The following is a 26,797-nucleotide window of genomic DNA, read 5'->3' as shown; positions in this document are numbered from 1 at the left end:
ACACACGTTTTTCTGAATCTATCTAGGCTTTTTTACACCATATGGCCAGCCCATAATGGGATTCAATCAAAACAAATAAATTACACCTGCCATTCAGTTCAGTCTGCCTAGCATTAACTCATGAAAAAATTAACAAATATTCCCCGCGAATTTGCACATGACGAAAAAATACAGGCACTGCAGGCACGTGTTGATGAATTGTCAGACTTCATTGAAAACGCTTCTCTCCCCCTGCATTGGGTGGATAAAAACGGATATATTACCTGGGCCAATCAAGCCGAACTAGATGCCTTAGGTTTTACAAGAGAGGAATACATCGGCGCCTCTATTACCAATTTCCATGTAGATCAGGAGGTGATCAGCGACATACTGACCAGACTCTCCAACAATGAGACCCTGCACAATTATCCTGCTCGGCTAAAATGTAAGGACGGCTCCATTAAACATGTGCTGATCAGTTCCAACGTAGCCCGAAAAGATGGCGAATTTATTCACACCCGCTGTTTTACCAGAGATGTAACCGAACTGGTTACGGAAATGGAACGCAAGGAAAGCCTGCTGCTGGAATTAAAAGAAAGTGAAACCCGGATGAAAATGGCGATCAGTTCCACAAATATGGGAACCTGGGAATATAGCCCCTCACCATCTTACTTGTATCTTTCAGCAGAAGCGAGCTGTATTCTGGGATTTCGAGAAGACCAGACTGTAGATTATGCCCGTTTTTTAAGAATTGTCGACTCGAAGGAAAGAACCCGGGTTCATCGAGGATTAAACGCTTCTGTCAAAGCTACAGGAAATGAAATTTACAGTACTAAATTTAAAATCATCAGACCTAGCGACCATGCGGAACGCTGGTTACACTTACAAGGAAAGATCATATTAACATCCAACAAGAAAACGATCCGATTTATTGGCACCGTGCTGGACATCACAGCAGCAGTCCTTGCAGAAGAGAAAAATTCGCGTCTGCTGGCCATTATTGATTCCAGCAACGATGCGATTATCAGTTTCAATCTGGAAGGAAAAATCACGAGCTGGAACAATGCTGCGGAAGATATTTTCGGTTTCCAGCAGCATGAGGTCATCGGATCAACGGCACATGCCCTTATTCCTGAAAAAAAACATCAGGAACTCAGCAACCTGTTAACAAAGGTTGCCCGTGCAGAACGTGTCCATCAATTGGAAACCAGGATGCTCAGTAAAGATCTAGCTGAAATAGAAGTGGCCATTACCCTAAGTCCAATTAAAGATGCCACTGGTAATCTCATTGGCTTTTCAGAGATCATACGCGATATTACTGAAAAGAATCACGAAGAACAGCGGAAAAACTCGTTCATAGCGATGGTCAGTCACGAAATCAAAACTCCAATCACCGCAGTAGCTGCTTACCTGCAAATGCTGTTGCAAAAAGCCCAAAAAGAACAAGACACTTTTTACCTCAACATGCTCTCCAGAGCGGATGTAAAGGTCAAAAAGATGACCGCAATGGTGCAGGATTTCCTAAATGTCACCAGGTTGGAAGAAGGTAAACTCCAGATTATGAAACAGGAATTCGAACTGGCCCCTTTGGTAAAAGAAATCGCTGAAGATGGGCAGTTCCTGAGCACCCTGCACATCATCAATATCGTGAATTGCGAGGATTTAAAAGTCTACGCAGATAAAGAAAAACTAGGATATGTACTGAGTAACCTATTGAGCAATGCGATTAAATATTCACCCCAAGGTGGTTACGTATTCATCAAATGCGAAAGACTGGATGAAAAAGTAAGGATTTCTATTACTGACCAGGGTATTGGCATTAAAAAATCAGACCAGAAAAGAATCTTCGAAAGGTTCTACAGAGTGGATGATGAAAATGAATATACCGCATCTGGTTTCGGCATAGGCCTATACCTGGCTTCAGAAATCCTTACTTACCATAACAGTGAAATTCATATCCATAGCAAAGAAGGTGTTGGCTCTACCTTTTTCTTTGACATCGAAATCTCAGGCAAAACCTTATCGCAGCAGGGTTAAGAGTCTGCAGTTTCAAACGATCAATCATGCAATTTCAAATATACAGTGAAAACAGATCCTTTCCCAGGCTCACTATCTACCGTAACTTTGCCCCCGGCAAGTGCTACGATAGTATTCACCAGATAAAGTCCTACCCCTGATCCTTCAGCGGTTAGATCTACGCGATTAAATTTTTCAAATACGGATTGCTGCTCAGCTTTCGGGACCCCTATACCATTATCAGCTACACTGATGACCAGGTATCCGTTTTCGCTGAAAGATCTCAGAAAGATTTCAGGTCTTCGGTCTGATGGTGTATACTTAATCGCATTATTGATGAGGTTGTTAATAATACAACGAAGTTTACGTCTGATAAATGTGATTTCAGCGCTATCAATTTCTTGTTTGATGAATACATTCCTTTCGATAATCTGTGGAGCAAGCGCCAGTTTTACATCTTCAATGATATGATGAAGATCCAATAGCTCAGGCTTTGCCTGATATTTGTGTTTTTGCCAGCGGGTATCTATAAGATCTCCAACTACCTTTTTCATTTCCAGTAAGCTGTTTTCAATGTTCTGCAGCAGTACAGGAAAGTCGTCCATACCCTTTTCTGGCAATTTTTTAAGCACCTGAACCGTTAATCCCAATGCGAAAATCGGGTTTTTAATGTCGTGGGCAATGGTATCTAATAGAAGTTCGTGTTCTGTGATCAGTTTTTCCTGCTCTTTGAGTTCGTTGATCCTTGGAGTAATGTCCACGAAAGTGATGATCACTCCATTGGTTTTTTTTTCTTTTCTTACAAGATAGGGCAAGATATTCATCTGATACCAGCGCATATCCGTGGTTTGAATTTCTTTCTCCAGAATTTCACCGGTGTCAATCACCGTCTTTATGTTTTCCATAATTGTAGGAAACCTAAAATTATCCCTGATTTCTTCAAAGGGCATTCCGATGAACTCCGCTTTAAGCTTAAAATGCTTCATCGCAGGCGGAGTAAACTTTCTAAGTATAAGCTGCGCATCTACGAAAAGCTGAGGGATTATGGTATTACTGAAATAATTCTCCAAATCTTCATTAAGATCGATTAATGCGCTGGTTTGTTCATTTTTGGTGGTCATGTCTGTACAGGAAATTCGCGTTTTATAAATTACTAATGCTTAAACAAGTATTCAGAAAAATAGTTTTTCATTTATAAAGTACCCCCTTTCCATTCCCTTCGAGGATTACGCTAAAATGAAACCTTTCTAATGATAGGGCTGTTATTCCTAGTAAACAAAATCTATAAAAATGGAAAACACAGCAATTAACTCAGAAATCCTTAACGACCTCATTCAAATTAATAACGATCGAGTAGCTGGCTATGAAAAGGCGCTTTCTGAATTATCAGATCAAGACAGTGACTTAAGATCTCTATTTTCAGAAATGATCAGACAGAGTAAACAGCATAAAGCCACACTTACACAAGAAGTGCAGGTATTGGGCAGTAACGCAGAAACTTCCAGTACGACCACATCAGGAAAAATATATAGAGCATGGATGGATCTAAAAGCAGTTTTTACAGGCAACGATCGTGAAACGGTTTTAAATAACTGCGAAGCTGGTGAAGATGCTGCTCAGAAAGCATACCAAGCAGCTCTAGAAGCAGAAGGACTTTCTGTACACCTAAAAAATATTATCTCTGAACAAAAAGCAGATTTATACGATTCTCACAATGAAATAAAAGCACTTAGAGATCGCGTATCCTCCTAGTCTATTTAGAACTGAACCTATAAAGAAAGATCGTTATTTATCATAACGATCTTTCTTGTATGATTTAAAATCTACTATTTTAAAACAAATCATCCCAATAACAGTTAGAGAAGAGCAAATCATCAAAATTTATGGAACGTGTAGAAGTATCCAAAGAAAACGACAAGCTCATGGCCGTATTCAAAGTTTCGGGTAAGAAAAAGTACCTGGTAAAAATGAATGAGACGCTTGCTACCATACCAGAAATTATAAGTTTTTCTTAAAAAAGAATTTGAGCCATAAATAGAGCGATCTTTGCCTGCTGATTTTGATTAAGATGCTGAAGCGCTATTCTCCAAAATTCCTTAATCACATTTACTGCTTATGATACATTTAAAACCTTACTTTAATATTTTCTTAATGCTGCTGCTGTTCCCCTTTTGTGTTCATGCGCAAAATGCCGGAAATGTACTTCCGGAAAACAACCAGGTTCTCGATACCGCCAAACAAAGAGACTTGATTGATGTGGCCAAATCTATTTTTAACATTAAGCCCGGAAAAATAAAGGAGGAAAAGGGAAAACACGTTTACTTCTCCATATTGCCTGTTGGTGCAACCGTGCCAGGGGGATCCGGCAGAGCTTTGATCACCAGTACGACGGCTGCAGTGTATCTTGGCCCAAAGGCGACTACCAACCTATCCACCGCAACTTTTACGCCTTACTGGAACTTTGGCAGCCGCTTTGGCCTGCCTATACGCAATAACATCTGGCTTCCGGATAATACCTGGCTGATACAGGGAGATACTCGTTTCTTAGTATATCCTCAATATACCTGGGGCTTAGGTACTAAACGCGCTGAAGAGGAAAAAGTCCTGCTAGATTATAAGTACATCCGTTTTTATCAGAATGCATTGAAGCGGATCCGCCCCTACTTTTACGCCGGACTGGGTTATAATCTGGATTATCGATTTAACATTAAACCTGAAAATGCAGATATAGATCTTGCCAATTATACCGGTTATAAATATGGAACAGGCAGTAATTCGGTTTCCTCGGGTCTGAGTTTAAACCTGGTTTATGATACGCGCAGTAATGCGATAAATCCGATGCCTGGAATATACGCAAACCTGGTATACCGCATCAATCCTACTTATTTGGGCAGTAACAACACCTGGAGGTCCTTATACCTGGATGTGAGGAAATACATTTCCATGAACAAGGAAAACCAAAATCAGCAAAATACCCTTGCCTTCTGGTCTTATTTCTGGACTGCATTGGATGCTAAAACTCCATACCTTGATTTACCAAGTACAGGCTGGGATCCCTATAACCGTTCGGCAAGAGGGATAGATCAGAACCGTTATAGAGGAAGAAGCCTTTTATACCTGGAAAGCGAATACAGACGTGACATCACCAGCAATGGCCTGGTTGGATTTGTGGTATTTGCCAATGTCAATAGTGTTGGCGTTAGCGGAGGACAGCACTTATTTTCTTCCTGGAAACCAGCGGCAGGAACGGGACTCCGCCTGAAATTTAATAAAGGATCGAATACCAATATTGGCGTTGACTATGGGATGAGTAAAGGTTACAAAAATATCTCCTTTAACCTTGGAGAGGCATTTTAAACCTGATAATTACTATGTCCCATCCTGGCGCTCTGCTCCAGCTTTGATTTGAGCTGTTCGACAGAAAATGGTTTCAGTAAAAAATCATCCAGATACCGAAGCTCGGGATGCTCCTCTAAGGACATCCCTATAGAAGCGGTCAATGCAATGATACAGACCTTGTTTTTTTGTGGATCGCTCAGCTCTCGAATCTGTTTACTAGCTTCAAAACCACTCATCACAGGCATATTAATGTCCATAAATATTAGATCATAGGTTTTTGCTAACACTGCATTCAGTGCGAGCTGTCCATTTTCCGCCACATCAGCAAGTAGTCCCCATCTGGTCAAAGTTTTCTGGAGCACCATTACATTTACAGGATTATCCTCGGCGATCAAAATCCTCAAGTGCTCAATTTTAGTACTCAACTCCTCGGACATGCTATCGTCTTTCAACCCCTCGTTCATGAGCTCAGGAAAGGTCAATTCAAAACTAAATAAGGTCCCTTGCCCATGTTCGGATTTAAAGTTCAAAACACCTCCATGGAGATCCACCAGCCTGCGGGCAATACTTAAACCAAGACCAGTTCCCTGAAATTGATCGGAAGTATGGTGTTCGGCGCGAAAATAAGGCTCAAAAACACGATCTTGCTGCAGTTCAGGAATTCCGATTCCGGAATCTTCAATTTCAAAGCGAATCCTTAGCCCAGCTGAATCAGTATTCAGGACCATCGCCCTGATTTTAACAAATCCCCTGGGTGTAAATTTGATGGCATTTCCGACCAGGTTAAAAAATATCTGGGCCAGCCTGATCTGGTCTCCAATCACCAGCATGCCCTTAATCTGTTCATCCATCTCCAGTTCAAAGGCCAAATCACTATTTAAAACTCGCAGTTTTAGCGCCCCATGCACATTGCTCAGCAAACGTTCCAGACTAAAACTTGCATTTTCCAGCTGTTCCATTCCAGCATCCAGCCGATTAAAACTCAGGATGTCATTAATGGTCGACATCAGGTTTTCTGCTGAGAAACTTAAGATCTCCAGATTTTCCTTTTGACGAGCACTGGGATGATCTTCTAATAAAATGTTGGTCATCCCGATCACTGCATTTAAAGGAGTACGAAGTTCATGAGACATGGTTGCCAGGAAATTAGTTTTCGCTGCAGCCATTTTTTCTGCCGAAAGCAGCGAATTTTTCAGGTCAGCATTCAGCAACCGTTCCTTACGACTGGTTTTCTTAAATGCCCGAAAAAAGTAATGGTGGATAAAAATCAGCAGTAAAAAGTTAAACACTAAGGCGAAACTATACTCATAAAAACTGATGGACTGGTTGCCAACCCAGAGGTCAATTTGAGTAAATTCTTTGATGAAAAACAAGGCCACAACAGAAAGGGCGTTGACTAGGGAGTAGACCAATCCCCATCGAAATCCAAGGATATAATAACCACCTGATATAATAATCAGCACATACTGCAGGGTCACTATATTTATTCCTTCCTGCAGTAAGAACAGGTTCGACCAAATAAAGCAAGTCAGGCAAAAGATAAAATAATGCCCTACCTTTTTCCAGGAAACCTGCTTATATAGCAGGATCAGACCCAGGATCAACAGCAGCAATAATAAACTGTTTCTATACACTAAGATATTAGGTTCCTGAAAGGAATAAATGATCAACAATACAATGCTCTGTACAGAAAAAGCAATCAGCAATTGGACAAGAATGGCGATTCTTCCTCGGTTGAGCAGCCCCACTTCATTGTTGCGGATTGCTTTAAATTTCTCTAAAAATCTTGTCATATTGGTTCCCAAAAATTCCATCTTATTTTAACTGGTAAATCATTGATATTTTCAAATATTCGGGTAAGGAATAGCTCAAGATCTCTATTTCATCATCTACCATCACGACATCGTACTATACAAACCACATACCAGCTCAAAAGCATTAATTCTATTAAAATTTATCGAAAATATATTTATGCGCTTCAGGAACCACAGGGTATCAATTATGAAAATATAACTTCCAATACCAGCTTTTTTTCTCAAACATTAAAAAGTGGCACAATTGATGCAAACAAGAGTAAAAAAATAAAGAGAAAAAGGAACTTATTTTAAACTTGTAGAAAAAAGCTTTAAGCTGAAAAGGCTGGAATAAAATTGAAGAGGAACCGCCATCTACCTTATAACCAGCACCCAACTGTCAGATGAGGTACTGGCAATTACCTATTAAATTTAAATAAGGCATTACTGAGAAATTATCACTAAATTAATAAACTAATACAATAACTTTGATACTTCTCTAATCAATTCATTTGTACCGGGCCTGATTAAGCCCTGACGTCTTTCACAACCAGGCACTTATGAACCTGCTCGCTTTTTTATTTTCCTTGCTGATCCCATTACTATCCTACTTGCCTCTTTAGGGGGGTTTCTTATACCATTTCCTTTATTTTCTACCGGCAATGAAGTCTGTAGCCAGCCTTGAGTGTAACTAAATTTTTAAACCCATGAATAAATTTTCAAAAATCGAATTCGCCATTTTGATGATGACTGTCGCCATCATATTTGTATCGGAGTACTATTACATCATCCTGAAAGACCATGACCGCGCCATTTTTATAGGTCTTTGGCCTCCAACCATGATCGGCTTACTGATCTACCTCAACCTTAAAAAGAAAAACTAAAATGGAAAACTTAGATCTAATCCTTCTTACGGTCATTGTAATCGTATTATACGTGGGCTTTGCCTGGGGTTTATTCGTCTCGCAAAAAAACCAGCAAAATCCTAAAAATTAACCCCGTTCTTGAACTATCTTAAGCAATTCTTATATGCAAACCACTTCAATGTATGCCCAGCTCATTATAGCCATATCCGTTACCTACGTATGGATATTCCGGTATGATAACATTGTCAAAGAGTTTAAACAGTATGGTATTCCAGACCTGTTAAGAAATATGGTGGGAGCCGCCAAAATAGCCCTGTCGACGCTTCTTATTACCGGTATCTGGTATACCGCCTTAGTGCCGCTGCCTGCCCTTTTGATGGCTGGACTGATGTTATGCGCACAGGCAGCACATTTAAAAGTCAGAAACCCCTGGCAGAAGTTTGTTCCATCATTGCTATTATTGATGCTGTCGCTGTTTGTAGCCGGAGTAGGTTCAGGGGTAATCTAATTTGTATGCTGCTAAATATCTTAATTCTCGCTTCTGCCGTTTCTTTTCTATTTTATGGTATCTCCTGTTTGCTCAATTCCGGTATGAAGGAGGAATTTTATCGTTATGGCCTGGATAAGTTCAGGAAACTTATTGGCTTCCTGCAACTGCTTGGCGGTGCAGGATTGCTTGTCGGATTTGCCTGGCAACCGGCATTGATCATTGCCTCGGGGGGATTGTCATTATTGATGCTGATCGGATTTTGCATTCGTCTAAAAATGAAGGATGGCTTTTGGGAATCAATACCCTCCTTTATTTTTTTGTTATTAAATTTATACATATGCATTCAAACGATAGGACTTAGGTAATCATCATTCGTTTTCTAACAGCAGAAGGAAACGCTACTGGTCCATAGTTTAGGTTATAGCAATAAAGAAGGCACGCGCTGGACAGGTTCTCGTACGACTTCTTTCATTGCTTTTTTCATAAAGCAAAATTAATAGGAAGCTCCGGATTAACCTTAGTGAGGAGCTCAATTGTTTATTCTGAGAAGCTCAGATTTTATGACATTTCAGAGCTCTGTAGGGGAAAATCCGTACTGCTTTTTGAACACGGTAGAGAAATGAGAAGGATTTTTAAAGCCCACCTCCACATATACATCCTGTACTTTTCTTCCTTCTTCCTTTAGTTTAACATAGGCAGTTTCCAAGCGTTTTTTGATCAGCCATTTTTGAGGACTAAGCGTACTTATTTTTTTAAAATCTCTTTTGAACGTCGCAAGGCTCCGACCGGTATAAGCAGCAATCTGTTCCATGGAGAGATCATCCATGTAATTTTCATTAAGAAATTCCAGGATGTCAATTTTCCAGGGTTCGGTAAAGTCGAACAGCATTGGAAAATAAATATCAGAGGCATTCAGCAGGGCATAAATCCCTTCTTGTAACTTTAATTTAGCTACGCCATCCGATGGCTTCAGCCCCTCCTCAAAATAGGGATTTAATGACTGGAACAGACTGTTAATGTCAGCTTTTTGCTCCATCATGAAAACGTTATCTTGTGAAACCATTACTTTCTTAGGAATATCCCCCTTGTTTATCCTACTGTAGAATTCGCGCAGTAAACTGCGGTTAAATGTTAAGGATATACCTTTGTACAATTCATCTCCCTTGCTATTCTTGTACATCAGCAACCTATGGTTCCTTCTAATAAACGCACATTCTCCTGCCTGGATGGTGATCGTTTTATTTCTGTCTTCTACAATTTGCTCTCCTGAATATAAATACAAAAGAACGTGTTCTGGTGTAGCGTGGACGCACTTTTCGCTGTAATCAGAAAAGCAGGATAGGAATATACCTGAGTAGTTGATGGTTTTAAGTTTTTCTGGCTGTTCCATAATAATGCCCAATACGTATTAAGATAGACAAAATTAACCAAAATAAGCTGGGCGAATTTTACTGTAGGGCTCAATTTAGCTTTCCCAGAAGCTCAGAACATAGGATTAATGAAAAATTTATACATAAAGCGTTTGCTCATCGGTGTAATAGGTTGTGATATGATGATCTCTTTTCATTTTAATCACCTTCCCTGTTGGACTATACTTTTTCTTGGCATTATGAATCATCAATAAATCAATGCCTTTTTGCCTATTGTTGAACAAGTCTAACTTCCTTGCTTGCTTGATCACATCCTGTAAAACGTACTTAATTGTTTTATGAAGTATTTTGACTTCAGCATTTGGAATGCTACTTACAATTGAAAAAGGAGAAATATTAGCAAACCAAAGAATTTCGTCGGCATAAGATTGATCGATTCCTCTGATTACTTCCTGATCAATCAATAGGGATTTGATCTCCACTTCTGTTTCGGAAAACAAGGTAATGAGGAAATCCACAGACATTTCCTTAGACAAAACATCAGGAATAGTCAAAGGAACTGGGTTCAGATTAAACCTACTCATTTGTTGACGATCCTTGACACTAAGAATTTGTCCTCCGCTAAAGCTAAGCGCTAATAACCCAGCAGTGACCTCCTGATTTTGCAGCCTCATTTCAAATTCTGCCGCAATTGATAAGTTGATTTCCAAAACCGAATAATTCTTGAATTGAAAAAATAATGAAAATCCTTCCCGCCAGACTTTTTTCAATTCATGACCCACCAGATTTTCATTTAGCGCTGCAATGGAAACATGGATACATTTATGCTGTTTAATGTCCAGCTTTTGCAGCAGTCTGTTTTTATATTTTCTATCGAAAATTTCAGCACAAATCTCTAAGTAAGGTAGCTTAAACATAATTTAAATCAGAACTTGATGAGGTAAGGGCTTAAAGGTACGGTGTCTTTCTACGTTCTTTTCAGGCTTTATGTAATTCATTATTGATCTAAATCAATGATGAATTCAAAATTCGACGGTGCTATTATCATTGTAATAATTACCAATGCCAGTACTTTAACTTCAAAGAGTCTTCAGAATTAAACACCATATTTACTTGATGAAATTTCTAATTGTTGAAGACGAAGAAGGATTAAGAAAAAGTATTGATCAGTATTTGACTGCTGAAGGCAATATTTGTGACTGGGCTTCCAGCTATGAGCAAGGCTATCAAAAGCTATCCCTTTACGACTATGACTGTGTTTTACTTGACTTAACACTGCCAGATGGAGAAGGGCTTCAGCTATTAAAACACCTTAAAAAGATCAATAAATCGGATGGTGTTCTCATCATTTCCGCACGTAATTCTTTAGATCAAAAAATCGAAGGCTTAAGTATGGGTGCAGACGATTACCTGATCAAACCATTTCACTTGTCAGAACTATACGCCAGAATCATGGCCATTGTAAGACGGAGGAGTTTTAACGGAAATAGCCTTGTACAGTTTAATGAGCTGGAGATCGACACGATTTCTAAGGAACTCAAAGTAAACAATAAGCTCGTATATTTAACCAGAAAGGAGTTTGATCTCCTATTATACTTTGTGACAAACAAAAATAAAGTCATTTCAAAATCTGCAGCCGTGGTACACATCTGGGGTGACGAAGCAGATATGGCAGACAGTTTTGATTTCATTTATACTCATATTAAAAATGTGAGAAAGAAATTAACAGATGCTGGCTGCAAAGATTATTTTCAATCTGTGTATGGAATAGGCTATAAATTCAGCGAATCATGAAACTATTTAGCAGCTATAACCGGATCTTATCTGTCATTACCCTAACAGGGTTATTAGTCATAGGCTTTCTGTTTTATCAAATGCTTGGTCAATACCTCAACAGACAGATTGAAGATCATCTGTATGAGGAGCTCCTGGAAGTTAGGGACTTTGCGCACGTGAAAAACATTCTGCCCTCTCCTGATGGTTTCGATGATGTCATCGTGGAATATAAGAAGATTAAAAAATTGGAAGATCAGCGCAAATTTTTTGCCGACACCAATTTTTATAACCCAAAGAAAAAACATCAAGAGTCCGGTCGTTACCTGATGACGCAAATGGTGTTAAATGGACAGCCGTATGAGCTGAAGATTATTGCCTCAAAGTTTGAACGGAAAGAACAGATAAAAAGCATTGTACTCATTATTTTATTACCTGTAGTGGTGTTATTGTTGATCTTATGGCTGGTAAACCGAGTACTGATCAGAAAAATGTGGATTCCATTCAGACAAATATTAACAAATATTAAAGCATTTAACATCAACCAGGAAGAAGTTTTTAAACCCATTGAAACCAACATTGATGAATTTAGAGAGTTGAACAACGCAGTGCTTGACGTCTCCTTGAAAGTGAAATCAGATTATAAGGAAATCAAGTTATTTACCGAAAATGCTTCCCATGAAATGATGACACCTTTAGCTGTGATTAACTCCAAGCTGGACACCATGCTGCAGTCTAACACTTTAAATAAAGAAGAAAGTGAGATCCTGGCAGATCTCTATAAGGCGACCTCTAAATTGACCAAATTAAACCAATCTCTCCTTTTATTGGTTAAGATCGATAATAATCAACTTCAAGACAAGGAAGAAATCGACCTGGAAGCATTACTTTATGAGCGAATGAATTACTTTCAGGATTTCATTCAAAAAAGAAACCTGAGCGTAAACACAGAGATCAGCAAGCTTTCCATTTACGCCAACCGGTCAATGGTAGAGATGCTCATGAACAACCTCTTCAGTAATGCGATCAGGCATAATTATGTTGGAGGCATGATAAAGATTGTACTGACTCCCTGCAGTCTTCAATTTTCGAACACCAGCACCCAGGCATGCTTAGACCCGGTTAAGATCTTTGAACGGTTTTATAAAGACCATGCATCGGAAGGTACTGGTTTGGGTCTGGCCATTCTAAAACAGGTATGCCTGAGACAAAGTTACCTTCTTACTTACGATTATCAGGAAGGCCAGCACCGCTTCAAAATCGAGTTCAACAAGCCCCAATAAAATACTCAGTTGATTAAATTAACATAATTTAACTCTGATCTTCATAATGTCTTCAGAATTGCCATAGATATTAGCTGCATAATTTACAGCTAACACGATGAAATTATTATTAATTTTTTTCCTCGGACTCATTCCCAGCACTTTAATCTGGAATGAAAACTTCAACGAGGCACAGCAACAAGCAAAAAATACCCATAAGCAGCTCTTAATTAATTTTTCAGGATCCGACTGGTGTGGTCCATGCATCCGTTTGAGAAAAGAAATTCTGGAATCCGAAGTTTTTGAAGCTTATGCAAAAGAAAACCTGGTATTGGTAAGGGCCGATTTCCCCAGACAAAAGAAAAACCAATTACCTGCTGCACAAGTTAAACAGAACGAATCTCTGGCCGAGCAATATAATCCTGAGGGAAAATTTCCTTATACCCTATTACTGGATGAAAACGGAAAAGTGATCAAAACATGGGATGGCTATCCAAACGAACCTGCGGATAAATTTGTATCAGAAATTAAAACCAGATAAAGCGCCTTATGAAAACTATGGCCACTTATAAGCGAGTGTTAAAGCTGATGGGAAACCGTTTTGAATTCACTGTCATTGCTGAGCAGGAGCATTCAGGGCAAAAAGCCATTGACGCTGCCATAGCAGAGGTGAGCCGGATTGAGGCCTTATTCAGTACCTTTAAAGAAAGCAGCCAGACAAGTCTGATCAATCAATATGCCGGTATAAAACCTGTAAAAGTTGATCCGGAAATGATCCAGCTGATTCAGCGTGCAGTAAAAATATCAGACCTTACCCAAGGTGCATTTGACATTACCTATGGCTCCATTGATAAAAGCCTGTGGAACTTTGATACCAATATGACTTCCTTACCTGACGCTGAAACTGCGCTTCAGTCGGTGAGTTTGATTGACTACCAGAATGTGCTTGTCGATGTTCCGCATTCTACAGTGATGTTAAAGCATGAAGGCATGCGTATCGGTTTTGGAGGTATAGGCAAAGGGTATGCGGCAGACCGGGCTAAACAGGTATTACAAAATCTTGGAATCAAGAGTGGTATTGTTAATGCTGCTGGCGACCTTGTGACCTGGGGCAGCCAGTCAGATGATAAAAACTGGACCATTGGCATCGCTGATCCGGATCAAAGTGAGCGCCCTTTCTCTGCCCTTAACATCAGCAATATGGCGATTGCTACTTCTGGTAATTACGAAAAATACGCCACGATTAATGGCAAAAGATATTCACATACCATTGACCCAAAGACTGGTTTGCCGGTTACTGGAATTAAAAGTGTCAGTGTGCTTTGTCCGAGCGCAGAACTTGCAGATGCCCTGGCGACTCCAGTGATCGTCATGGGAGTTCAAGTCGGGCTTGACTTGATCAACCAATTACAACAAGTAGCCTGTATCATCATTGATGACCATGATAGGCTATTTACTTCTAAGAATATTAATGTAAAACACTGATATGAAAACGTCCTTTGACCGATCTTTAGTACTGGGTGTGAGCTTTTTCGCCCTGTGTATGCTGAGCGCCTGCGCCACAGTAAAACCTTACCAGAAAAGCAAGTTAAACGATTCTGAAATGGCCTTATCCTCCCGAAAGGTACAGAAGTTTGAGCAAAGCTTCCAGTTGTACCGGGAAGGTGGATCTGGTGCCAATGGTGGCAAAAGCGGTGGTGGCTGTGGTTGTAATTAACTCAAATCATGAGAAAAATTTATCTGCATGTACTCATGCTGTTCGCTGGCGTCTTAGGGGCGCAAGGACAAATTAAAATTAAACCGACTGCATCTGATACGACTCATTACCAAAGTCGCAAGCTAAAGATCGATGAAATCAATCTGGTATCCGCTTATTATCATCAGAATGGCAATAATTCTGCGGTAACCGGAGGAATTGGATCAGAAAAACTCAGCGATTTTGCGAATACGATTGATCTGCAGTTATCCAAGCTAAATAAGGTGGGAAATAAAAATACTTTTTTGTTTGAATTGGGTGTAGACCATTACACTTCCGCCTCCTCTGATCAGATAGATCCGAGTACCATCTCCTCGGCTTCTATGGCAGATACGCGCGTTTACCCTTCCTTAAACTGGACACACAGCAATGAAAAAACTGGAAATGCTTTCGGTTTCACAGGATCGTATTCAACAGAATATGATTACCAGTCTTTAGGTGCAGGATTTAACCTTACCCGTTTATCTAAAGATAAAAACACTCAGTTTGACTTCAAATTACAGGCATTTTTAGATACCTGGAAGGTGATTCTTCCGATTGAATTGAGATCCGATGCTAGTCTTGGCAAGGGTCACGAGTCGAGAAGTGAAGGATCTAGTCCGCGAAATTCCTTCAGTGCATCGTTCTCTCTTTCGCAAGTCATCAATCAGAAGCTGCAGGCAATGATCATTGTTGAACCCGCCTACCAAAAGGGTTTACTGGCGACCAAATACCAGCGTGTTTACTTTACTGATGGTTCTTTAAGAGCAGAAAACTTACCGGATCAACGGTATAAACTTCCTATCGCTGCAAGATTAAATTATTTTGCCACCGATCAGGTGATCATCCGAGCCTATTACCGCTATTTTATGGACAATTGGGGTATCAGAGCACATACTGCAGAAATAGAAGTTCCTGTTAAACTAACTTCTTTCATTTCTTTGAGCCCATTTTACCGGTACAATAACCAAACAGGAACAAAATACTTTGCTCCTTATGGGCAGCATGATCCATCGGCTCAGTATTTCACCAGTGACTATGACCTGTCTACCTTAAACAGTGATTTCTATGGGGCTGGCATCCGACTGGCACCGCCGCATGGCGTATTTGGATGGCAGCACTTAAATATGCTGGAACTGAGGTACGGCCATTATAGCAGATCTACCGGACTGGTTTCCAACATTATTAGTTTAAATTTAAAAGTAAAATAAAAATCCAGGGCATCTGGAACATCAAATCCAGATGCTTTTAAAACGCAATCAACATGGCTACCATTGTCCCATTAAGAAAAGATATAGATCATCCAGGAGAGATTAAAAAACATACTGGCGCCCTGAGGCTTTGGCATTGGCTAAACCTGCTGGTCATTACCGGATCATTATTAACGGTATTATTGAATTCGACCCTATTTGATGTAAAAAGCAATACGACCTATGTGCAGCAGCAGCTGCAGGAATCAGGGGTATCCGTAACAGCACAGCAGGCTAAAAGTGTAGCACATGGACTGGAAGACCAGGTTTGGGCTATCCATATCTATTTTGGCTATGCACTAGCCGGACTATTCGTATTCAGGTTCATTGCTGAATTTTATCAGCCTGGCCGGCAACGTTTTTTTTCCAGCCTAAAAGATGCTTATCAGACTTATCGTAGTCGAAGTCAAAAGTCAACTTTAGCCCTTCACGACCTTACTGTAAAATCATTATATCTTTTCTTTTATTTGCTCCTGGCAATTATGGCGCTCACAGGATTAGCGATGGCTTTCGACCAGGAATTGGGGATTAGCAAAGCAACAAGCCATAGCATCAAAGAGTTTCATGGCTTTTGTATGTATTTGATGCTTATATTTATTGCAGTACATATTATTGGTGTACTGCTAGCAGAAAAAAAAGAAAGTAAAGGAATCGTATCGGATATGATCAATGGAGGTAAAGTATAAAATGGAATCAGAAGAACATTACACCAACAGGAGTGGCTGGCTTAGAGCTGCAGTTTTAGGTGCCAACGATGGCATCCTTTCCACCACAAGTCTGGCTATAGGTATTGCTGCAGCCAGTACCACCCGTGAGCCTATTGTTTTGGCTGCAGTAGCTGGTCTGGTTGCAGGAGCTTTATCCATGGCGGCTGGAGAATACGTTTCAGTAAGTTCCCAATCAGATATTGAGGTTGCTGACCTGAGCAGAGAAAAAATGGAACTGAAAGACACCCCCGATTTAGAGTTACTGGAATTGGCAGAAATCTACCAAAAAAGAGGAATCGAGGAGCGCCTGGCCATGCAGGTTGCCATTCAACTTACTGCCCACGATGCCTTGGGTGCACATGCAAAGGATGAATTGGGGATTAATGAAATTACACAGGCAAAACCGATGCAAGCTGCATTCGCCTCCGCTGCATCTTTCATAATAGGTGGCCTGCTGCCCTTGATCGTTTCCATATTTGCACCAATAAAACTAATGGTCTTTTACCAGTATGGCTTTTCCATCCTATTTTTAGCACTATCGGCTATGATTGCCGCAAAGGCAGGTGGCTCAAACCCGCGGAAGGCTGTGATGAGGATTTGCTTTTGGGGAACTGCTGCTATGCTAATGACTGCAGCTGTTGGCTATTTGTTTGGTGTTAAAACCACCTAGGAGATCCAGTAGCGAACATAGAGTGGAAAAATTGCATTAAGGCGTCAAAGATTCGATTCCGTAAAATTACCAGATAGAAATCGGACATTACCGAGTTCAGTTCTTCGCTGGGCTTGCATGATGTAAAGTAGCTACTTAATGACCCTTCCTGGCATTTGCTGTTTTTTGGTAGTACCGTTTTGCCTTAATTCTAAAAATATCGTAGGATAATGCATAAATTAAAATGGTTATAGGCGCAAAAAAAGACTTAAACCCGAAATGATGAAAAAGATAGGCACCAACAACTGCTCCTGTCATAAAGAAGAATATAATGACTAATCGAAGCCTTATTTTAGCGATCAGCGCTGGATGATCCTGCTTATTTTTATTAAACAACTGTGCCAACTCTATACCTAGATCGGTAAACGTTCCGGTCAGGTGCGTAGTTCTTACCACTGATCCAGAAATCATAGACACCAAAGAATTCTGTAAACCCATAGCAAAAAGCAGACTGCCAGCAAAGATCTCTTTAGCAACTAAAGTTCCGTCATATCGATGACCATATAGTGCAGAAAAAAGAAGGATAATGATTTCAATAATAATAGCAATGAAATAAGAAAAGCGTTGGTTATGCCCGGTCAAGGAAAGAATTAAGCTTGAAATAAAGGCGCCAGCTAAAAAAAGGAACATCCATAGGGCAACAACCTGAGCGGCATACCAGTCTGCAAGAGCAATTCTCTCAGCCAATAACGCGGCATGTCCGGTAACATTAGTAGTCAACACCGCGAAGCCCAGAAATCCCTCTGCGTTTACGAATCCTGCGGTTAGTCCCAGTAAAGTTGCTAATTTAAGGTTGTGTTGAGGCGTACGCTTTGCGCCCAGATGTCTTAACATGGTTGTTATTTATTGCATTTTCAATGGCGGCTTTGGCCCTTATTACACGAACAGAAAATAATCCTTTTGGCAAGAGGATGAAGAAGGTGCAAGATCAGCAAGGAATTTTAGCCGCATTGATCCCCACAACTACGTTGTGGGGAAGGCCTTTTGAGACTACTGTTTCTATCTGCTCCATGCCTGTGCCAAAGAATTAATATAGCCAAACCTAATCAAAATACAGTGTATTTTTTGGATATCGAATTATAGATTTAAGTCTCCCTCACGACCAATATCAAGCTTTTTGCCAGAAACTGCAGTTGCGGCAACTTTTAAAAAGGTAACTAATTTATTTGATTTATTATCCCAATAATGCCCCTCTGAAGGTATAACTTTTAAAATTCTAATAAGTGGATCCTCTTTTCCTTTTTCAAACCAGCCCTCAATCATCTTATTCCAGTATTTTTCTATTCTATGTTTATCCTTAGATACCTCTGCAATTCCATTAATACTAAGAAAATTGTAATTACTAATATCCGAGTACAAAACACTGATTTGATTGCTTTTTTGCAAGTTTTCATAAGTTTCACTTGCAGAAGAAAAAAGGAACCATAAATTACCTTCCTCATCTACTTCCTGCCTACTCATTGGCACAGCATGAAGATGACCCAGTTCAGAAGTATTGGTGCACATCATCCCAATATCAATCTTATCAACCAGGGTTTTTAGCTTATCTAATGCATCACGATGGTCTAAATTTTCTATACTCATAAACGCTATTTTTAAAAAGAATTTCTAAAACCCCAAGTGCCTTTGAACTGCGACACCTGGAACAATTATAATAAATAACAAACACACGAAATATATGTTTGATAGATGAAATCATCGTACACTGGCTTAAGCCCCTTAAAGGATGGCCTCATGCATATTGATACCTATAAAAGCGTTCCGGGAACGCTGAAGATCTTCATCATTTAAATAGAAGACGCTTTTAGCAAAAAAATACACCAAAAAGTAAATCATATTTAAAAAAATTCTTTATAACGCAGCACGACATGAAAAAAAATGGATCAAAATGATTAAGTTTAAAGAAGCACTTAAATTTAACGCAATTAATTATGGAAACGCATCGTCTATTCAAATCCTTCCTACACCTCGCATTTCTAGTACTCTTCTTCAGCCCATGTGTTTCTAAAGCTCAAACCATAGATACCCTAGCATCTTCATATTACCGTCCAAAGGTGGCCTCTTTCATTATTCCAGCAATTTTTATCGGTTATGGATTGATATCTATTGGAGGAAATAATCCGATCCGCAGTCTTGACTTGACCACTAAAAACGAACTACAAGAAGATCATCCCCAATTTGCTGCACATGCAGACAATTACCTGCAGTTCTCTCCAGCAGCTATTGTATTTGGACTCAACCTTGCGGGAATAAAAGGAAAACACCATATAGGTGATGCAGCAGGAATTTATCTGATGTCAATAACCATTATGACTGGCTCAGTTACGGCACTGAAGCGCATCACCAAAAGAGAAAGACCTGACCATTCAACCTTTAACTCGTTTCCCTCAGGACATACCGCCACAGCCTTTGCATCAGCAGAATTTCTAAAACAGGAATACGGGGATCGGTATCCATGGATGACTTATGCAGGCTTTGCCGTCGCAACTGGAACAGGCGCTTTGAGAATGTACAACAACCGACACTGGCTAAGTGATGTAGTGGCTGGTGCTGGATTCGGTATTATATCTACAAAGTTAAGTTATTTACTTTATCCTGAGGTAAAAAAACTACTTTTTGGAAAGAAAGCGAGCACTCTTAGTTTTATGCCGACTTACCAAAATGGAAGTGCAGGATTTTATTTAGGTGGGAATTTTTAAACTCAAGATTGTCCAATTAATTTGGAGCGCAGACCAGTAATGGAATTTTAGTATGCCTTGAAAGTTTTTGAGTATAACTTCCTTTAAACATTCTTTCCAAAAAATTATATTTATGATGGGTGATTGCGATCATATCATAATTTCCCTGCTCAGCAATCCAGTCCAGCCCATTATCTATATCGATATTCCAGACATAATCATATTTAATGATTGAAAAATTGATACAAAGGCTAACCTTATTAAAGAAGGCATCTATTTTACGCTTCATATTCTGTTGTGGCTCTACCCCTTTATTTGTGATATGAACAATCGTTATCTGAGCATTTAGGAGTAACGCAATATTGATTATAAACTGCAATGAGCTCAAATCTTCTAAATTGAGGTCGGTTGCAAATGCTATTTTTCGAATACTATTAAAACCTGCCGTATCAGGTACCAGTAACAAGGGAACTGTAGATTTTTCCATCATTTCTTTGCGCTTGCTCCCGAAAAAAGATGGGCTGATCCCAGTAGTTCCAGATATTCCGATCACAATAATTTCTACATTCTCCTCTTGAACAAAGGAGCACATTACATCACAAATATTCCCTTCTGCCCTTTCATAGGCTAAACGAGGACAATATTCCTCCTCAATAACTGAGTATGCTGGATCAGCTAACAGTTTACCTATTAAATCACGATCCCTTGTGTCCCTCGTTTGATCATCCACTAATGACTTGCCAAACTGAACTTCAGTTCGCATTTTAAAAGCACTGCACAATAAGATATCCATCTTAAGTTTTTGGGCTATCGCTAAGGCATAATGGGCAGCATTTTCAGACGGCACTGAGAAATCGGTGGCCACTAAAATCTTTTTCATAAAAAAATATGATTACATTTTTACTACAACAAAATTTCCTAAGATATTTGTACCGTCTTTTACAAACACACCAGTTTTAAAAAGAGAAGGTAGCGCTATAACAAAAACAAACATACTGTAATACAGACGCTTAAACAATGATCACCATCATGTTTAAATATGATCTATACTGTCTTTTTTTGTCGTTAGACATTCCTACTGAGAAAAGCCTAACCATCATCAATTTGAAAATCGGTGATGGTTAAACTCATTCAATTTCACTTTTATTCCTCCTTATTTTTCATCATCATTAGCAAAGAATAAGCGCCTTTAACGACAACCTTATCCGTTTTAAAATCTACACCATCTGTTAATCCAACAGCAGTGAAGCCCCCCTCATTCTCCCCTACCTTAACCTCCTTGAGTTCAAAAGTATTCTTGTTTTTTGCAAGGAATAAAAATTGTTTCCCCTCAAACTGGACCAACGCGTCGGTAGGAACGGCAGCTGAACTCACATTTTTCAACAGTATTTCGGCATTCATGAAAGTTCCGGGCACCAGTGATTTATCATAGGTTTCAAAATGACAATGAACGTCAGCATTTCCATCAGTAGAAAGGTCTTTACCAATCAGTAAAATAGTACATTTCAGTTTTTTCCCTAAATCATTATTAGTATAGGCAAATAATTGCTGACCAATGTAAAGCTGATGTAAATCTCTTTCGAAAACCTTCAGGGCAAGGTGAATATCTGACGGGTTAACCAAGTCAAAGAGCACTTCCGTAGGGTTAACGTACTTCCCAACATTCACATTAACCTTAGAAACATAACCATTTATGGGTGCATATATGTTGATGTTGGTTTGTATTTTATTTTCATTGATATGCTGCACATTTATCCCTACCAATTTCAACTTCTCTTTCAAGGCGGTCATCAATACCAGCAAGCTTCTGTAATCTGCCTCTGCCTGCTGATAATTCTTATCGCTACTGGCTTTACTTTGATTAAGGTCCTTTTGTCTTTTATATTCATTTTCAAAAAAACCTATTTTTGCTTTTGCAGTTAGGTAGTCCTGCTGTAGCTGAATATACTGCTGGTCTTCCACAATGGCGATCACTTGCCCCTTAACCACGTGCATTCCTGGGAGCAGTTTAGTAGATTTCAAGTACCCACCCATAGGTAGACTTACAGAGATCATATTTTGAGGGGGCACATCAATTTTACCATTGAGCTTTAGCACTGAAGAAATTCCCTTCTGCTCAATTTCCCCGGTTATAATCTCCGCATTTTTCATCTGGGCGTCATTGAGTTTAAGCACATTGCCATCCTGGGCGGGCAATGTGACTATTGAATTACCTTCTTTGTTTTGACAGCCACTGAATACCAACAGTATGGTGGCAAAATATATAATTTTTTTCATGATTTTTCCTATTTATTGCTGAGATAATAAAGTTGAATGATGGCTTCATTTAGATTTTTAACTGCCTCCAGATAATCATTTTTCACTACTGTTGACTGATTAATCAACTGAACCCATTCCAGGTAATTGATATATCCGGCTGCGAGTTGCAAATTTGCAGTACTAGTAATCAGTCCTGCATTTTTTAAGGACTTACTTTCCATATAATTGACTGTTTGAAAACACTTCTGATAGGTCAATACTGCGGACTGGTAACTTGCAGAAAGCTGCTGAACGGCTATATTATACTCATTTCCGGCTACTTTTCTACTGATCTCAGCACTATGAATTTTAGCCTTGATGGATGAAGCAAATATCGGAATCCCTAAACCCAGCTGTACCGAATGAAAGCGTTGGGCACTATTATAGAACTTTTCATCCGCCCCCATACCCCGGATACTTCCATTGTTATATCCAATGGTCAACTCTGGTAGCAATTTGCTTTTCTCTAATGCCAGACTAGCAGCTGCAATATTTTCCTGTTGTTGCATCAATTTTAATTCAGGATGCTCCAAATTTAATGTTGTAAAATGACCACTAGTGATGAGCAAACATTTTTCATCATCAGGAACAAATACCTCTCTTGAATTTAACAGCAGCTGAAATCGGAGCTGAAGTACCGCCAGATCATCCTTCAACTGGCTCATTTGTAGCTCGATCTGAGACAGCAAGGTTTCGGCACTTATTTTCTCCAGGATATTACTTTCACCTTTAGCTAGTCTGAGTGTAGACTTTTCATAAAAATTTCGGTATAAACTATCCGACTGAACCAACAGCTTTCTTTTTTGCTCCATATACTGGATCAGGTAAAACAGTTGTGCAACTTCCTTCTTTAGCATGGCCTCCTTAAGCGCCACGTTCATCACACTGCTCTTCCAATCTTGTTGTAGTAATGCTTTCTGTCTGGCATAAACCCTGGGAAAGCTAAAAGACTGAGTTAGCCCGAATTTGGTATCTGTATAACTGCTATTGATTTGTCCATATTCCGCAAATATGTTTGTTAACGGAATATTTGCACCCGTTTTCATTAACATTTGCTGGTATTGAACTTTTAATTCCTCGTTCTTGATTTTCAGGTTGTTTTTCAGAGCCGTATCTAAGGCTGCTTTTAAGCTAATTGGCGTTTGAGCCACACAGACTTGGCTACCGAGTAATAAGAACAAACAGGAAGCAGCTGTGATTATTGATTTATTCATTGTCTTTTTAAAACCGGTTTCGAACATGATATACAGAACAGGTAGGACGAATAAGGTTAGAAATGTAGCAATCAATAAACCACCAATCACTACCGTAGCCAGAGGCCTTTGAACTTCCGCTCCCGCCCCATTACTAATTGCCATAGGTAGAAATCCCAAAGAAGCAACAAATGCCGTCATCAGTACCGGCCTAAGCCTAACCTTTGTTCCCATCAGTACAATACGCTTCAAATCTGTCATTCCTTCCTCTTTCAATTGATTAAATGCAGAGATCAGTACGATTCCATTTAAGACCGCAACGCCAAACAAAGCGATAAAGCCTATTCCTGCACTGATACTAAAAGGCATTCCCCTCAGCGCAAGGAATAAAATTCCGCCAATTGCAGATAAGGGTATTGCCGAATAAATCAATAATCCTTGTTTAACAGAATTGAACGCAAAATAAAGCAATAAGAAAATCAATAAAAGAGAAATCGGGACAGCGATCATCAGCCGTTGCTTAGCTGCATTTAAGTTTTCAAAAGCTCCTCCGTAACTGACATAATATCCCGGTGGAAATTTCAATTTTTCATTTACCTTTTGCTGAAGTTCATGAACGATACTCTGCACATCGCGCCCCCGAACATTGAAACCAACAACGATTCTTCTTTTGGCATCTTCACGCTGAATCTGATTAGGGCCATCCTTTATTTCTACATTAGCCAATTGGTATAAAGGAATTTGAGTCCCTTTAGGCGTTGCTATTAACAGGTTTTGTATGTCCTTGAGGTCTTTTTTCTGAGCTCCGGCCACACGAACCACTACTTCAAATCTTTTCTCGCCTTCAAACAGCATACCGGTACTTTGTCCTGCCAGCGCCGTATTGATGATTTTATTAATATCCTCAATAGTTAAGCTGTATTGGGCAATGGCACTACGATTATAGACGATGATGATTTGTGGCATACCTGAAACCGTTTCAACATAAAGATTCTTTGCTCCTTCCACTGTATTTACGATTTTTCCCAGTTTTTCAGCATAGCTTGCCAAAGTATCTAAATCCTCCCCAAATATTTTACAAACCACATCCTGCCGGGCACCAGTCATCAACTCATTAAACCGCATTTGCACAGGAAATTGAAAGCCCGCAGTAATACCTGGTACATCTTGAAGCGCTTTCCCCATCTTTTCAGAGAGCTCATTAAAAGTTTTAGCTGAGGTCCACTCCTCTTTAGGCTTCAAGATGACCATCATATCGCTAGCTTCCATCGGCATCGGATCTGTAGGCACCTCACCGCTGCCAATTTTGGTCACCACCTTTTCCACTTCAGGAAACTGTGACTTCAGGATGTGGGCGGCCTTTTGGGTGTGTGCAATCGTTGTACTAATGCTACTTCCTGGAAGGACACGCGTATCTACGGCAAAATCCCCTTCTTCTAGTGCGGGAATAAATTCCCCACCTAAGGTAGTCAAAACAACTAAAGCGGTAATGAACAAGCAAACCACCGCAGAAATCACGATTTTAGGGACTTCTAAAACCGCGGTTAAAGCAGATTGGTAAACACGTTCTATGCTGGCGATTACCCGATCCGATAAGTTCGGTTTGTGCTTTACCTTTTTACTCAAAAACAGCGCACTCATCATTGGAATATAGGTTAAAGACAGAATAAAGGCGCCTAGCAAAGCAAAAGCGACCACCTGCGCCATGGGTTTGAACATCTTACCCTCGATACCTTCTAGCGTAAAAATTGGCAGATAGACCACCAAAATGATGATTTGGCCGAATACCGCACTGTTCATCATCTTACTTGCCGAGGTCTTCACCTCAGAATCCATCTCCTGTTGACTGAGTTGATCCACCTGCTGAAAATGTTTACTGTGACTCAAGCGATGCATCACCGCCTCCACTATAATTACAGCTCCATCTACAATCAAACCAAAGTCAAGCGCCCCCAGACTCATCAGATTACCACTGACACCAAAAAAATTCATCAAAATGATGGCAAACAACATAGCCAAAGGGATAACAGAGGCGACTAAAAGACCTGCCCGGAGATTTCCTAAGCATAAAACCAGCACGAAAATTACGATTAAGGCACCTTCCATCAGGTTGCGTGTTACCGTACCAATCGCATGGTCCACCATTTTTGTCCGGTCCAAAAAGGGTTCAATCATCACCCCTTCGGGTAAAGTTTTTTGGATTTGGGCGATTCGTTCTTTTACATTCTTTATTACCTCGCTGCTATTCGCTCCTTTAAGCATCATCACCACCGCCCCAGCCACTTCTCCCTCATCATTGTAGCACATTGCACCATAACGGGTAGCGTATCCGGTTTTGACCTCAGCTACGTCTTTAATATACAATGGAGTGCCATCTTCAAGCGTCCTTACCAGTGTGTTCTTTATATCATCCACACTACCAAATAAACCCTGACTACGTATATATAAAACCGTAGGACCTTTTTCAATAGAGGCGCCTCCGGTATTTTGATTGTTCTTTTCAAGTGCCGTAAATACATCATTAATTGTCAAATGATGAGACAATAATTTACTAGGTTCTACTTCAATGGAATATTGCTTTAGCTTCCCGCCAAAACTACTCACTTCAGCAATTCCTTTAACACCTAACAATTGTCTACGTACTATCCAGTCCTGAATTGTACGTAATTCTGTTTCATTAAATTTGCCGGCATAACCTGGTTTTGGTTTCAGAACATATTGATAAATCTCACCTAAACCCGTACTAACAGGCCCAAGCTCCGGAACACCAATCCCAGGAGGGATTTGTGACTGAACCTTTTGCAGCCGTTCAGCAACCTGTTGTCTTGCCCAATAAACGTCGGTAGCATCGTCAAAAACAATGGTCACCAGGGACAGCCCAAACCTGGAAAAACTTCGGATCTCTTTTAGTCCGGATATGTTACTATTGGCCTGTTCAATGGGATAAGTTACCAATCGTTCTATGTCGGTTGCCCCAAATGAAGGGGCAACAGTAATCACCTGAACCTGATTATCAGTAATATCAGGTACTGCATCAATGGGTAAACGCTTGAGCTCATAGCTGCCATAGCCAATTAAGGCCAGCATAAAAAGCCCTATAATCAGCTTGTTCTTAACAGAAAAAGCTATAATTCTATTCAGCATAATAAAAATTATGAAATAAATTAACGGATCGAAATGTGCATAACAAGAACCTATCTGAGGTTATTAAACAATAGTGTCCTAAACGTTTAATGTTTTTGTAAAAAGGCTTAGGATGGATTGAAATAATCGCATTTTAAGGATTATTCAAAAAAGAATCCCTTGTATGCTGGTATTGGGTTCCAGCTTAGGTGGTTC

At 39.8% G+C, this 26,797-nt stretch carries 25 protein-coding genes; 16 read left to right on the top strand and 9 right to left on the bottom strand.

Going from position 1 to position 26,797, the window contains the following annotated elements; all coding sequences use genetic code 11:
• Positions 1–120: 120 nt before the first annotated feature.
• Positions 121–2,016, top strand: a complete 1,896-nt coding sequence (locus H9X96_RS03945; RefSeq protein WP_187665042.1) for a PAS domain S-box protein — start codon at positions 121–123, stop codon at positions 2,014–2,016.
• A 20-nt stretch (positions 2,017–2,036) separates the two neighbouring features.
• On the opposite strand, the gene H9X96_RS03940 is transcribed toward H9X96_RS03945, so the two are convergent.
• Positions 2,037–3,116 (bottom strand): ATP-binding protein, encoded by a 1,080-nt coding sequence (locus H9X96_RS03940; RefSeq protein ID WP_187665041.1) that lies wholly within the window; start codon positions 3,114–3,116, stop codon positions 2,037–2,039.
• 169 nt (positions 3,117–3,285) lie between these two features.
• On the opposite strand from H9X96_RS03940, the gene H9X96_RS03935 reads away from it, so the two are divergent.
• From H9X96_RS03935 to H9X96_RS03930, 3 genes are all read left to right on the top strand, one after another.
• On the top strand, positions 3,286–3,747 hold the full coding sequence (locus H9X96_RS03935; RefSeq protein ID WP_187665040.1) for a PA2169 family four-helix-bundle protein: 462 nt from the start codon (positions 3,286–3,288) through the stop codon (positions 3,745–3,747).
• Between the two features lie 131 nt (positions 3,748–3,878).
• Positions 3,879–4,010, top strand: a complete 132-nt coding sequence (locus tag H9X96_RS22820; protein WP_255430984.1) for a hypothetical protein — start codon at positions 3,879–3,881, stop codon at positions 4,008–4,010.
• Between the two features lie 100 nt (positions 4,011–4,110).
• Positions 4,111–5,352, top strand: a complete 1,242-nt coding sequence (locus H9X96_RS03930) for a BamA/TamA family outer membrane protein (protein ID WP_187665039.1) — start codon at positions 4,111–4,113, stop codon at positions 5,350–5,352.
• Here H9X96_RS03930 and H9X96_RS03925 read toward each other — a convergent pair.
• Positions 5,349–7,148 carry an ATP-binding protein gene (locus H9X96_RS03925; protein WP_187665038.1) on the bottom strand — a complete coding sequence of 600 codons (1,800 nt, stop codon included), beginning with the start codon at positions 7,146–7,148 and terminating at the stop codon, positions 5,349–5,351. The genes H9X96_RS03930 and H9X96_RS03925 overlap by 4 nt on opposite strands.
• A gap of 686 nt (positions 7,149–7,834) precedes the next feature.
• On the opposite strand from H9X96_RS03925, the gene H9X96_RS03920 reads away from it, so the two are divergent.
• The 3 genes from H9X96_RS03920 (at position 7,835) to H9X96_RS03910 (ending at position 8,848) form a co-directional block, all read left to right on the top strand.
• Positions 7,835–8,011, top strand: coding sequence for a hypothetical protein (locus tag H9X96_RS03920; protein WP_187665037.1), 177 nt, complete (start codon positions 7,835–7,837; stop codon positions 8,009–8,011).
• 145 nt (positions 8,012–8,156) lie between these two features.
• Positions 8,157–8,501: a DoxX family protein gene (locus H9X96_RS03915; RefSeq protein WP_187665036.1), complete on the top strand. Its 345-nt coding sequence runs from the start codon at positions 8,157–8,159 to the stop codon at positions 8,499–8,501.
• Positions 8,502–8,506: 5 nt separating this feature from the next.
• Positions 8,507–8,848 (top strand): DoxX family protein, encoded by a 342-nt coding sequence (locus H9X96_RS03910; protein WP_187665035.1) that lies wholly within the window; start codon positions 8,507–8,509, stop codon positions 8,846–8,848.
• Between the two features lie 203 nt (positions 8,849–9,051).
• On the opposite strand, the gene H9X96_RS03905 is transcribed toward H9X96_RS03910, so the two are convergent.
• On the bottom strand, positions 9,052–9,873 hold the full coding sequence (locus H9X96_RS03905) for an AraC family transcriptional regulator (protein WP_187665034.1): 822 nt from the start codon (positions 9,871–9,873) through the stop codon (positions 9,052–9,054).
• Between the two features lie 117 nt (positions 9,874–9,990).
• Positions 9,991–10,770: a hypothetical protein gene (locus H9X96_RS03900; RefSeq protein ID WP_187665033.1), complete on the bottom strand. Its 780-nt coding sequence runs from the start codon at positions 10,768–10,770 to the stop codon at positions 9,991–9,993.
• A 199-nt stretch (positions 10,771–10,969) separates the two neighbouring features.
• On the opposite strand from H9X96_RS03900, the gene H9X96_RS03895 reads away from it, so the two are divergent.
• The 8 genes from H9X96_RS03895 to H9X96_RS03860 all read left to right on the top strand — a co-directional run bounded on the left by H9X96_RS03895 (position 10,970) and on the right by H9X96_RS03860 (position 17,250).
• Complete coding sequence (locus tag H9X96_RS03895; RefSeq protein WP_187665032.1) at positions 10,970–11,647, top strand: response regulator transcription factor; 678 nt, start codon at positions 10,970–10,972, stop codon at positions 11,645–11,647.
• Entirely contained in the window at positions 11,644–12,909 is a 1,266-nt protein-coding gene (locus H9X96_RS03890; RefSeq protein ID WP_222943826.1) for a HAMP domain-containing sensor histidine kinase, read from the top strand. The genes H9X96_RS03895 and H9X96_RS03890 overlap by 4 nt, the downstream gene beginning before the upstream one ends.
• A gap of 97 nt (positions 12,910–13,006) precedes the next feature.
• Positions 13,007–13,429: a thioredoxin family protein gene (locus H9X96_RS03885; RefSeq protein ID WP_187665031.1), complete on the top strand. Its 423-nt coding sequence runs from the start codon at positions 13,007–13,009 to the stop codon at positions 13,427–13,429.
• 17 nt (positions 13,430–13,446) lie between these two features.
• Positions 13,447–14,373, top strand: a complete 927-nt coding sequence (locus H9X96_RS03880) for an FAD:protein FMN transferase (RefSeq protein WP_255430983.1) — start codon at positions 13,447–13,449, stop codon at positions 14,371–14,373.
• Between the two features lie 58 nt (positions 14,374–14,431).
• Positions 14,432–14,605: a DUF4266 domain-containing protein gene (locus H9X96_RS03875; RefSeq protein ID WP_370576716.1), complete on the top strand. Its 174-nt coding sequence runs from the start codon at positions 14,432–14,434 to the stop codon at positions 14,603–14,605.
• 8 nt (positions 14,606–14,613) lie between these two features.
• Entirely contained in the window at positions 14,614–15,834 is a 1,221-nt protein-coding gene (locus H9X96_RS03870) for a DUF3570 domain-containing protein (protein ID WP_187665029.1), read from the top strand.
• A gap of 53 nt (positions 15,835–15,887) precedes the next feature.
• Positions 15,888–16,559: a cytochrome b/b6 domain-containing protein gene (locus H9X96_RS03865; protein ID WP_187665028.1), complete on the top strand. Its 672-nt coding sequence runs from the start codon at positions 15,888–15,890 to the stop codon at positions 16,557–16,559.
• A gap of 1 nt (position 16,560) precedes the next feature.
• Positions 16,561–17,250: a VIT family protein gene (locus H9X96_RS03860; protein WP_187665027.1), complete on the top strand. Its 690-nt coding sequence runs from the start codon at positions 16,561–16,563 to the stop codon at positions 17,248–17,250.
• A 135-nt stretch (positions 17,251–17,385) separates the two neighbouring features.
• Here H9X96_RS03860 and H9X96_RS03855 read toward each other — a convergent pair whose 3' ends face one another.
• Positions 17,386–18,123: a YoaK family protein gene (locus H9X96_RS03855; RefSeq protein WP_187665026.1), complete on the bottom strand. Its 738-nt coding sequence runs from the start codon at positions 18,121–18,123 to the stop codon at positions 17,386–17,388.
• Between the two features lie 243 nt (positions 18,124–18,366).
• Positions 18,367–18,873 (bottom strand): pyridoxamine 5'-phosphate oxidase family protein, encoded by a 507-nt coding sequence (locus H9X96_RS03850; RefSeq protein WP_187665025.1) that lies wholly within the window; start codon positions 18,871–18,873, stop codon positions 18,367–18,369.
• A 347-nt stretch (positions 18,874–19,220) separates the two neighbouring features.
• On the opposite strand from H9X96_RS03850, the gene H9X96_RS03845 reads away from it, so the two are divergent.
• Positions 19,221–19,988, top strand: coding sequence for a phosphatase PAP2 family protein (locus H9X96_RS03845; protein WP_187665024.1), 768 nt, complete (start codon positions 19,221–19,223; stop codon positions 19,986–19,988).
• Positions 19,989–20,004: 16 nt separating this feature from the next.
• Here H9X96_RS03845 and H9X96_RS03840 read toward each other — a convergent pair whose 3' ends face one another.
• The 3 genes from H9X96_RS03840 to H9X96_RS03830 all read right to left on the bottom strand — a co-directional run bounded on the left by H9X96_RS03840 (position 20,005) and on the right by H9X96_RS03830 (position 26,602).
• Positions 20,005–20,847: a universal stress protein gene (locus tag H9X96_RS03840; protein ID WP_187665023.1), complete on the bottom strand. Its 843-nt coding sequence runs from the start codon at positions 20,845–20,847 to the stop codon at positions 20,005–20,007.
• 263 nt (positions 20,848–21,110) lie between these two features.
• Entirely contained in the window at positions 21,111–22,244 is a 1,134-nt protein-coding gene (locus tag H9X96_RS03835; protein ID WP_187665022.1) for an efflux RND transporter periplasmic adaptor subunit, read from the bottom strand.
• A gap of 8 nt (positions 22,245–22,252) precedes the next feature.
• The gene (locus H9X96_RS03830) at positions 22,253–26,602 is read right to left on the bottom strand and encodes a CusA/CzcA family heavy metal efflux RND transporter (protein WP_187665021.1); all 4,350 of its coding nucleotides are present in this window, start codon (positions 26,600–26,602) and stop codon (positions 22,253–22,255) included.
• Positions 26,603–26,797 lie beyond the last annotated feature (195 nt).

Source organism: Pedobacter sp. N36a (assembly GCF_014472395.1).
In the GTDB taxonomy this organism is placed as follows: domain Bacteria; phylum Bacteroidota; class Bacteroidia; order Sphingobacteriales; family Sphingobacteriaceae; genus Pedobacter.
The sequence above is the reverse complement of the archived record's forward strand: the minus strand, read 5'-3'. Positions and strand labels throughout refer to the sequence as shown.

Excerpts from the sequence above, each read along its gene's own strand:
- H9X96_RS03945 (WP_187665042.1), top strand. The coding sequence starts at position 121 with ATGAAAAAATTAACAAATATTCCCCGCGAATTTGCACATGACGAAAAA.
- H9X96_RS03940 (WP_187665041.1), bottom strand. The coding sequence starts at position 3,116 with ATGACCACCAAAAATGAACAAACCAGCGCATTAATCGATCTTAATGAA.
- H9X96_RS03935 (WP_187665040.1), top strand. The coding sequence starts at position 3,286 with ATGGAAAACACAGCAATTAACTCAGAAATCCTTAACGACCTCATTCAA.
- H9X96_RS22820 (WP_255430984.1), top strand. The coding sequence starts at position 3,879 with ATGGAACGTGTAGAAGTATCCAAAGAAAACGACAAGCTCATGGCCGTA.
- H9X96_RS03930 (WP_187665039.1), top strand. The coding sequence starts at position 4,111 with ATGATACATTTAAAACCTTACTTTAATATTTTCTTAATGCTGCTGCTG.
- H9X96_RS03925 (WP_187665038.1), bottom strand. The coding sequence starts at position 7,148 with ATGGAATTTTTGGGAACCAATATGACAAGATTTTTAGAGAAATTTAAA.
- H9X96_RS03920 (WP_187665037.1), top strand. The coding sequence starts at position 7,835 with ATGAATAAATTTTCAAAAATCGAATTCGCCATTTTGATGATGACTGTC.
- H9X96_RS03915 (WP_187665036.1), top strand. The coding sequence starts at position 8,157 with ATGCAAACCACTTCAATGTATGCCCAGCTCATTATAGCCATATCCGTT.
- H9X96_RS03910 (WP_187665035.1), top strand. The coding sequence starts at position 8,507 with ATGCTGCTAAATATCTTAATTCTCGCTTCTGCCGTTTCTTTTCTATTT.
- H9X96_RS03905 (WP_187665034.1), bottom strand. The coding sequence starts at position 9,873 with ATGGAACAGCCAGAAAAACTTAAAACCATCAACTACTCAGGTATATTC.
- H9X96_RS03900 (WP_187665033.1), bottom strand. The coding sequence starts at position 10,770 with ATGTTTAAGCTACCTTACTTAGAGATTTGTGCTGAAATTTTCGATAGA.
- H9X96_RS03895 (WP_187665032.1), top strand. The coding sequence starts at position 10,970 with ATGAAATTTCTAATTGTTGAAGACGAAGAAGGATTAAGAAAAAGTATT.
- H9X96_RS03890 (WP_222943826.1), top strand. The coding sequence starts at position 11,644 with ATGAAACTATTTAGCAGCTATAACCGGATCTTATCTGTCATTACCCTA.
- H9X96_RS03885 (WP_187665031.1), top strand. The coding sequence starts at position 13,007 with ATGAAATTATTATTAATTTTTTTCCTCGGACTCATTCCCAGCACTTTA.
- H9X96_RS03880 (WP_255430983.1), top strand. The coding sequence starts at position 13,447 with ATGGCCACTTATAAGCGAGTGTTAAAGCTGATGGGAAACCGTTTTGAA.
- H9X96_RS03875 (WP_370576716.1), top strand. The coding sequence starts at position 14,432 with ATGCTGAGCGCCTGCGCCACAGTAAAACCTTACCAGAAAAGCAAGTTA.
- H9X96_RS03870 (WP_187665029.1), top strand. The coding sequence starts at position 14,614 with ATGAGAAAAATTTATCTGCATGTACTCATGCTGTTCGCTGGCGTCTTA.
- H9X96_RS03865 (WP_187665028.1), top strand. The coding sequence starts at position 15,888 with ATGGCTACCATTGTCCCATTAAGAAAAGATATAGATCATCCAGGAGAG.
- H9X96_RS03860 (WP_187665027.1), top strand. The coding sequence starts at position 16,561 with ATGGAATCAGAAGAACATTACACCAACAGGAGTGGCTGGCTTAGAGCT.
- H9X96_RS03855 (WP_187665026.1), bottom strand. The coding sequence starts at position 18,123 with ATGTTAAGACATCTGGGCGCAAAGCGTACGCCTCAACACAACCTTAAA.
- H9X96_RS03850 (WP_187665025.1), bottom strand. The coding sequence starts at position 18,873 with ATGAGTATAGAAAATTTAGACCATCGTGATGCATTAGATAAGCTAAAA.
- H9X96_RS03845 (WP_187665024.1), top strand. The coding sequence starts at position 19,221 with ATGGAAACGCATCGTCTATTCAAATCCTTCCTACACCTCGCATTTCTA.
- H9X96_RS03840 (WP_187665023.1), bottom strand. The coding sequence starts at position 20,847 with ATGAAAAAGATTTTAGTGGCCACCGATTTCTCAGTGCCGTCTGAAAAT.
- H9X96_RS03835 (WP_187665022.1), bottom strand. The coding sequence starts at position 22,244 with ATGAAAAAAATTATATATTTTGCCACCATACTGTTGGTATTCAGTGGC.
- H9X96_RS03830 (WP_187665021.1), bottom strand. The coding sequence starts at position 26,602 with ATGCTGAATAGAATTATAGCTTTTTCTGTTAAGAACAAGCTGATTATA.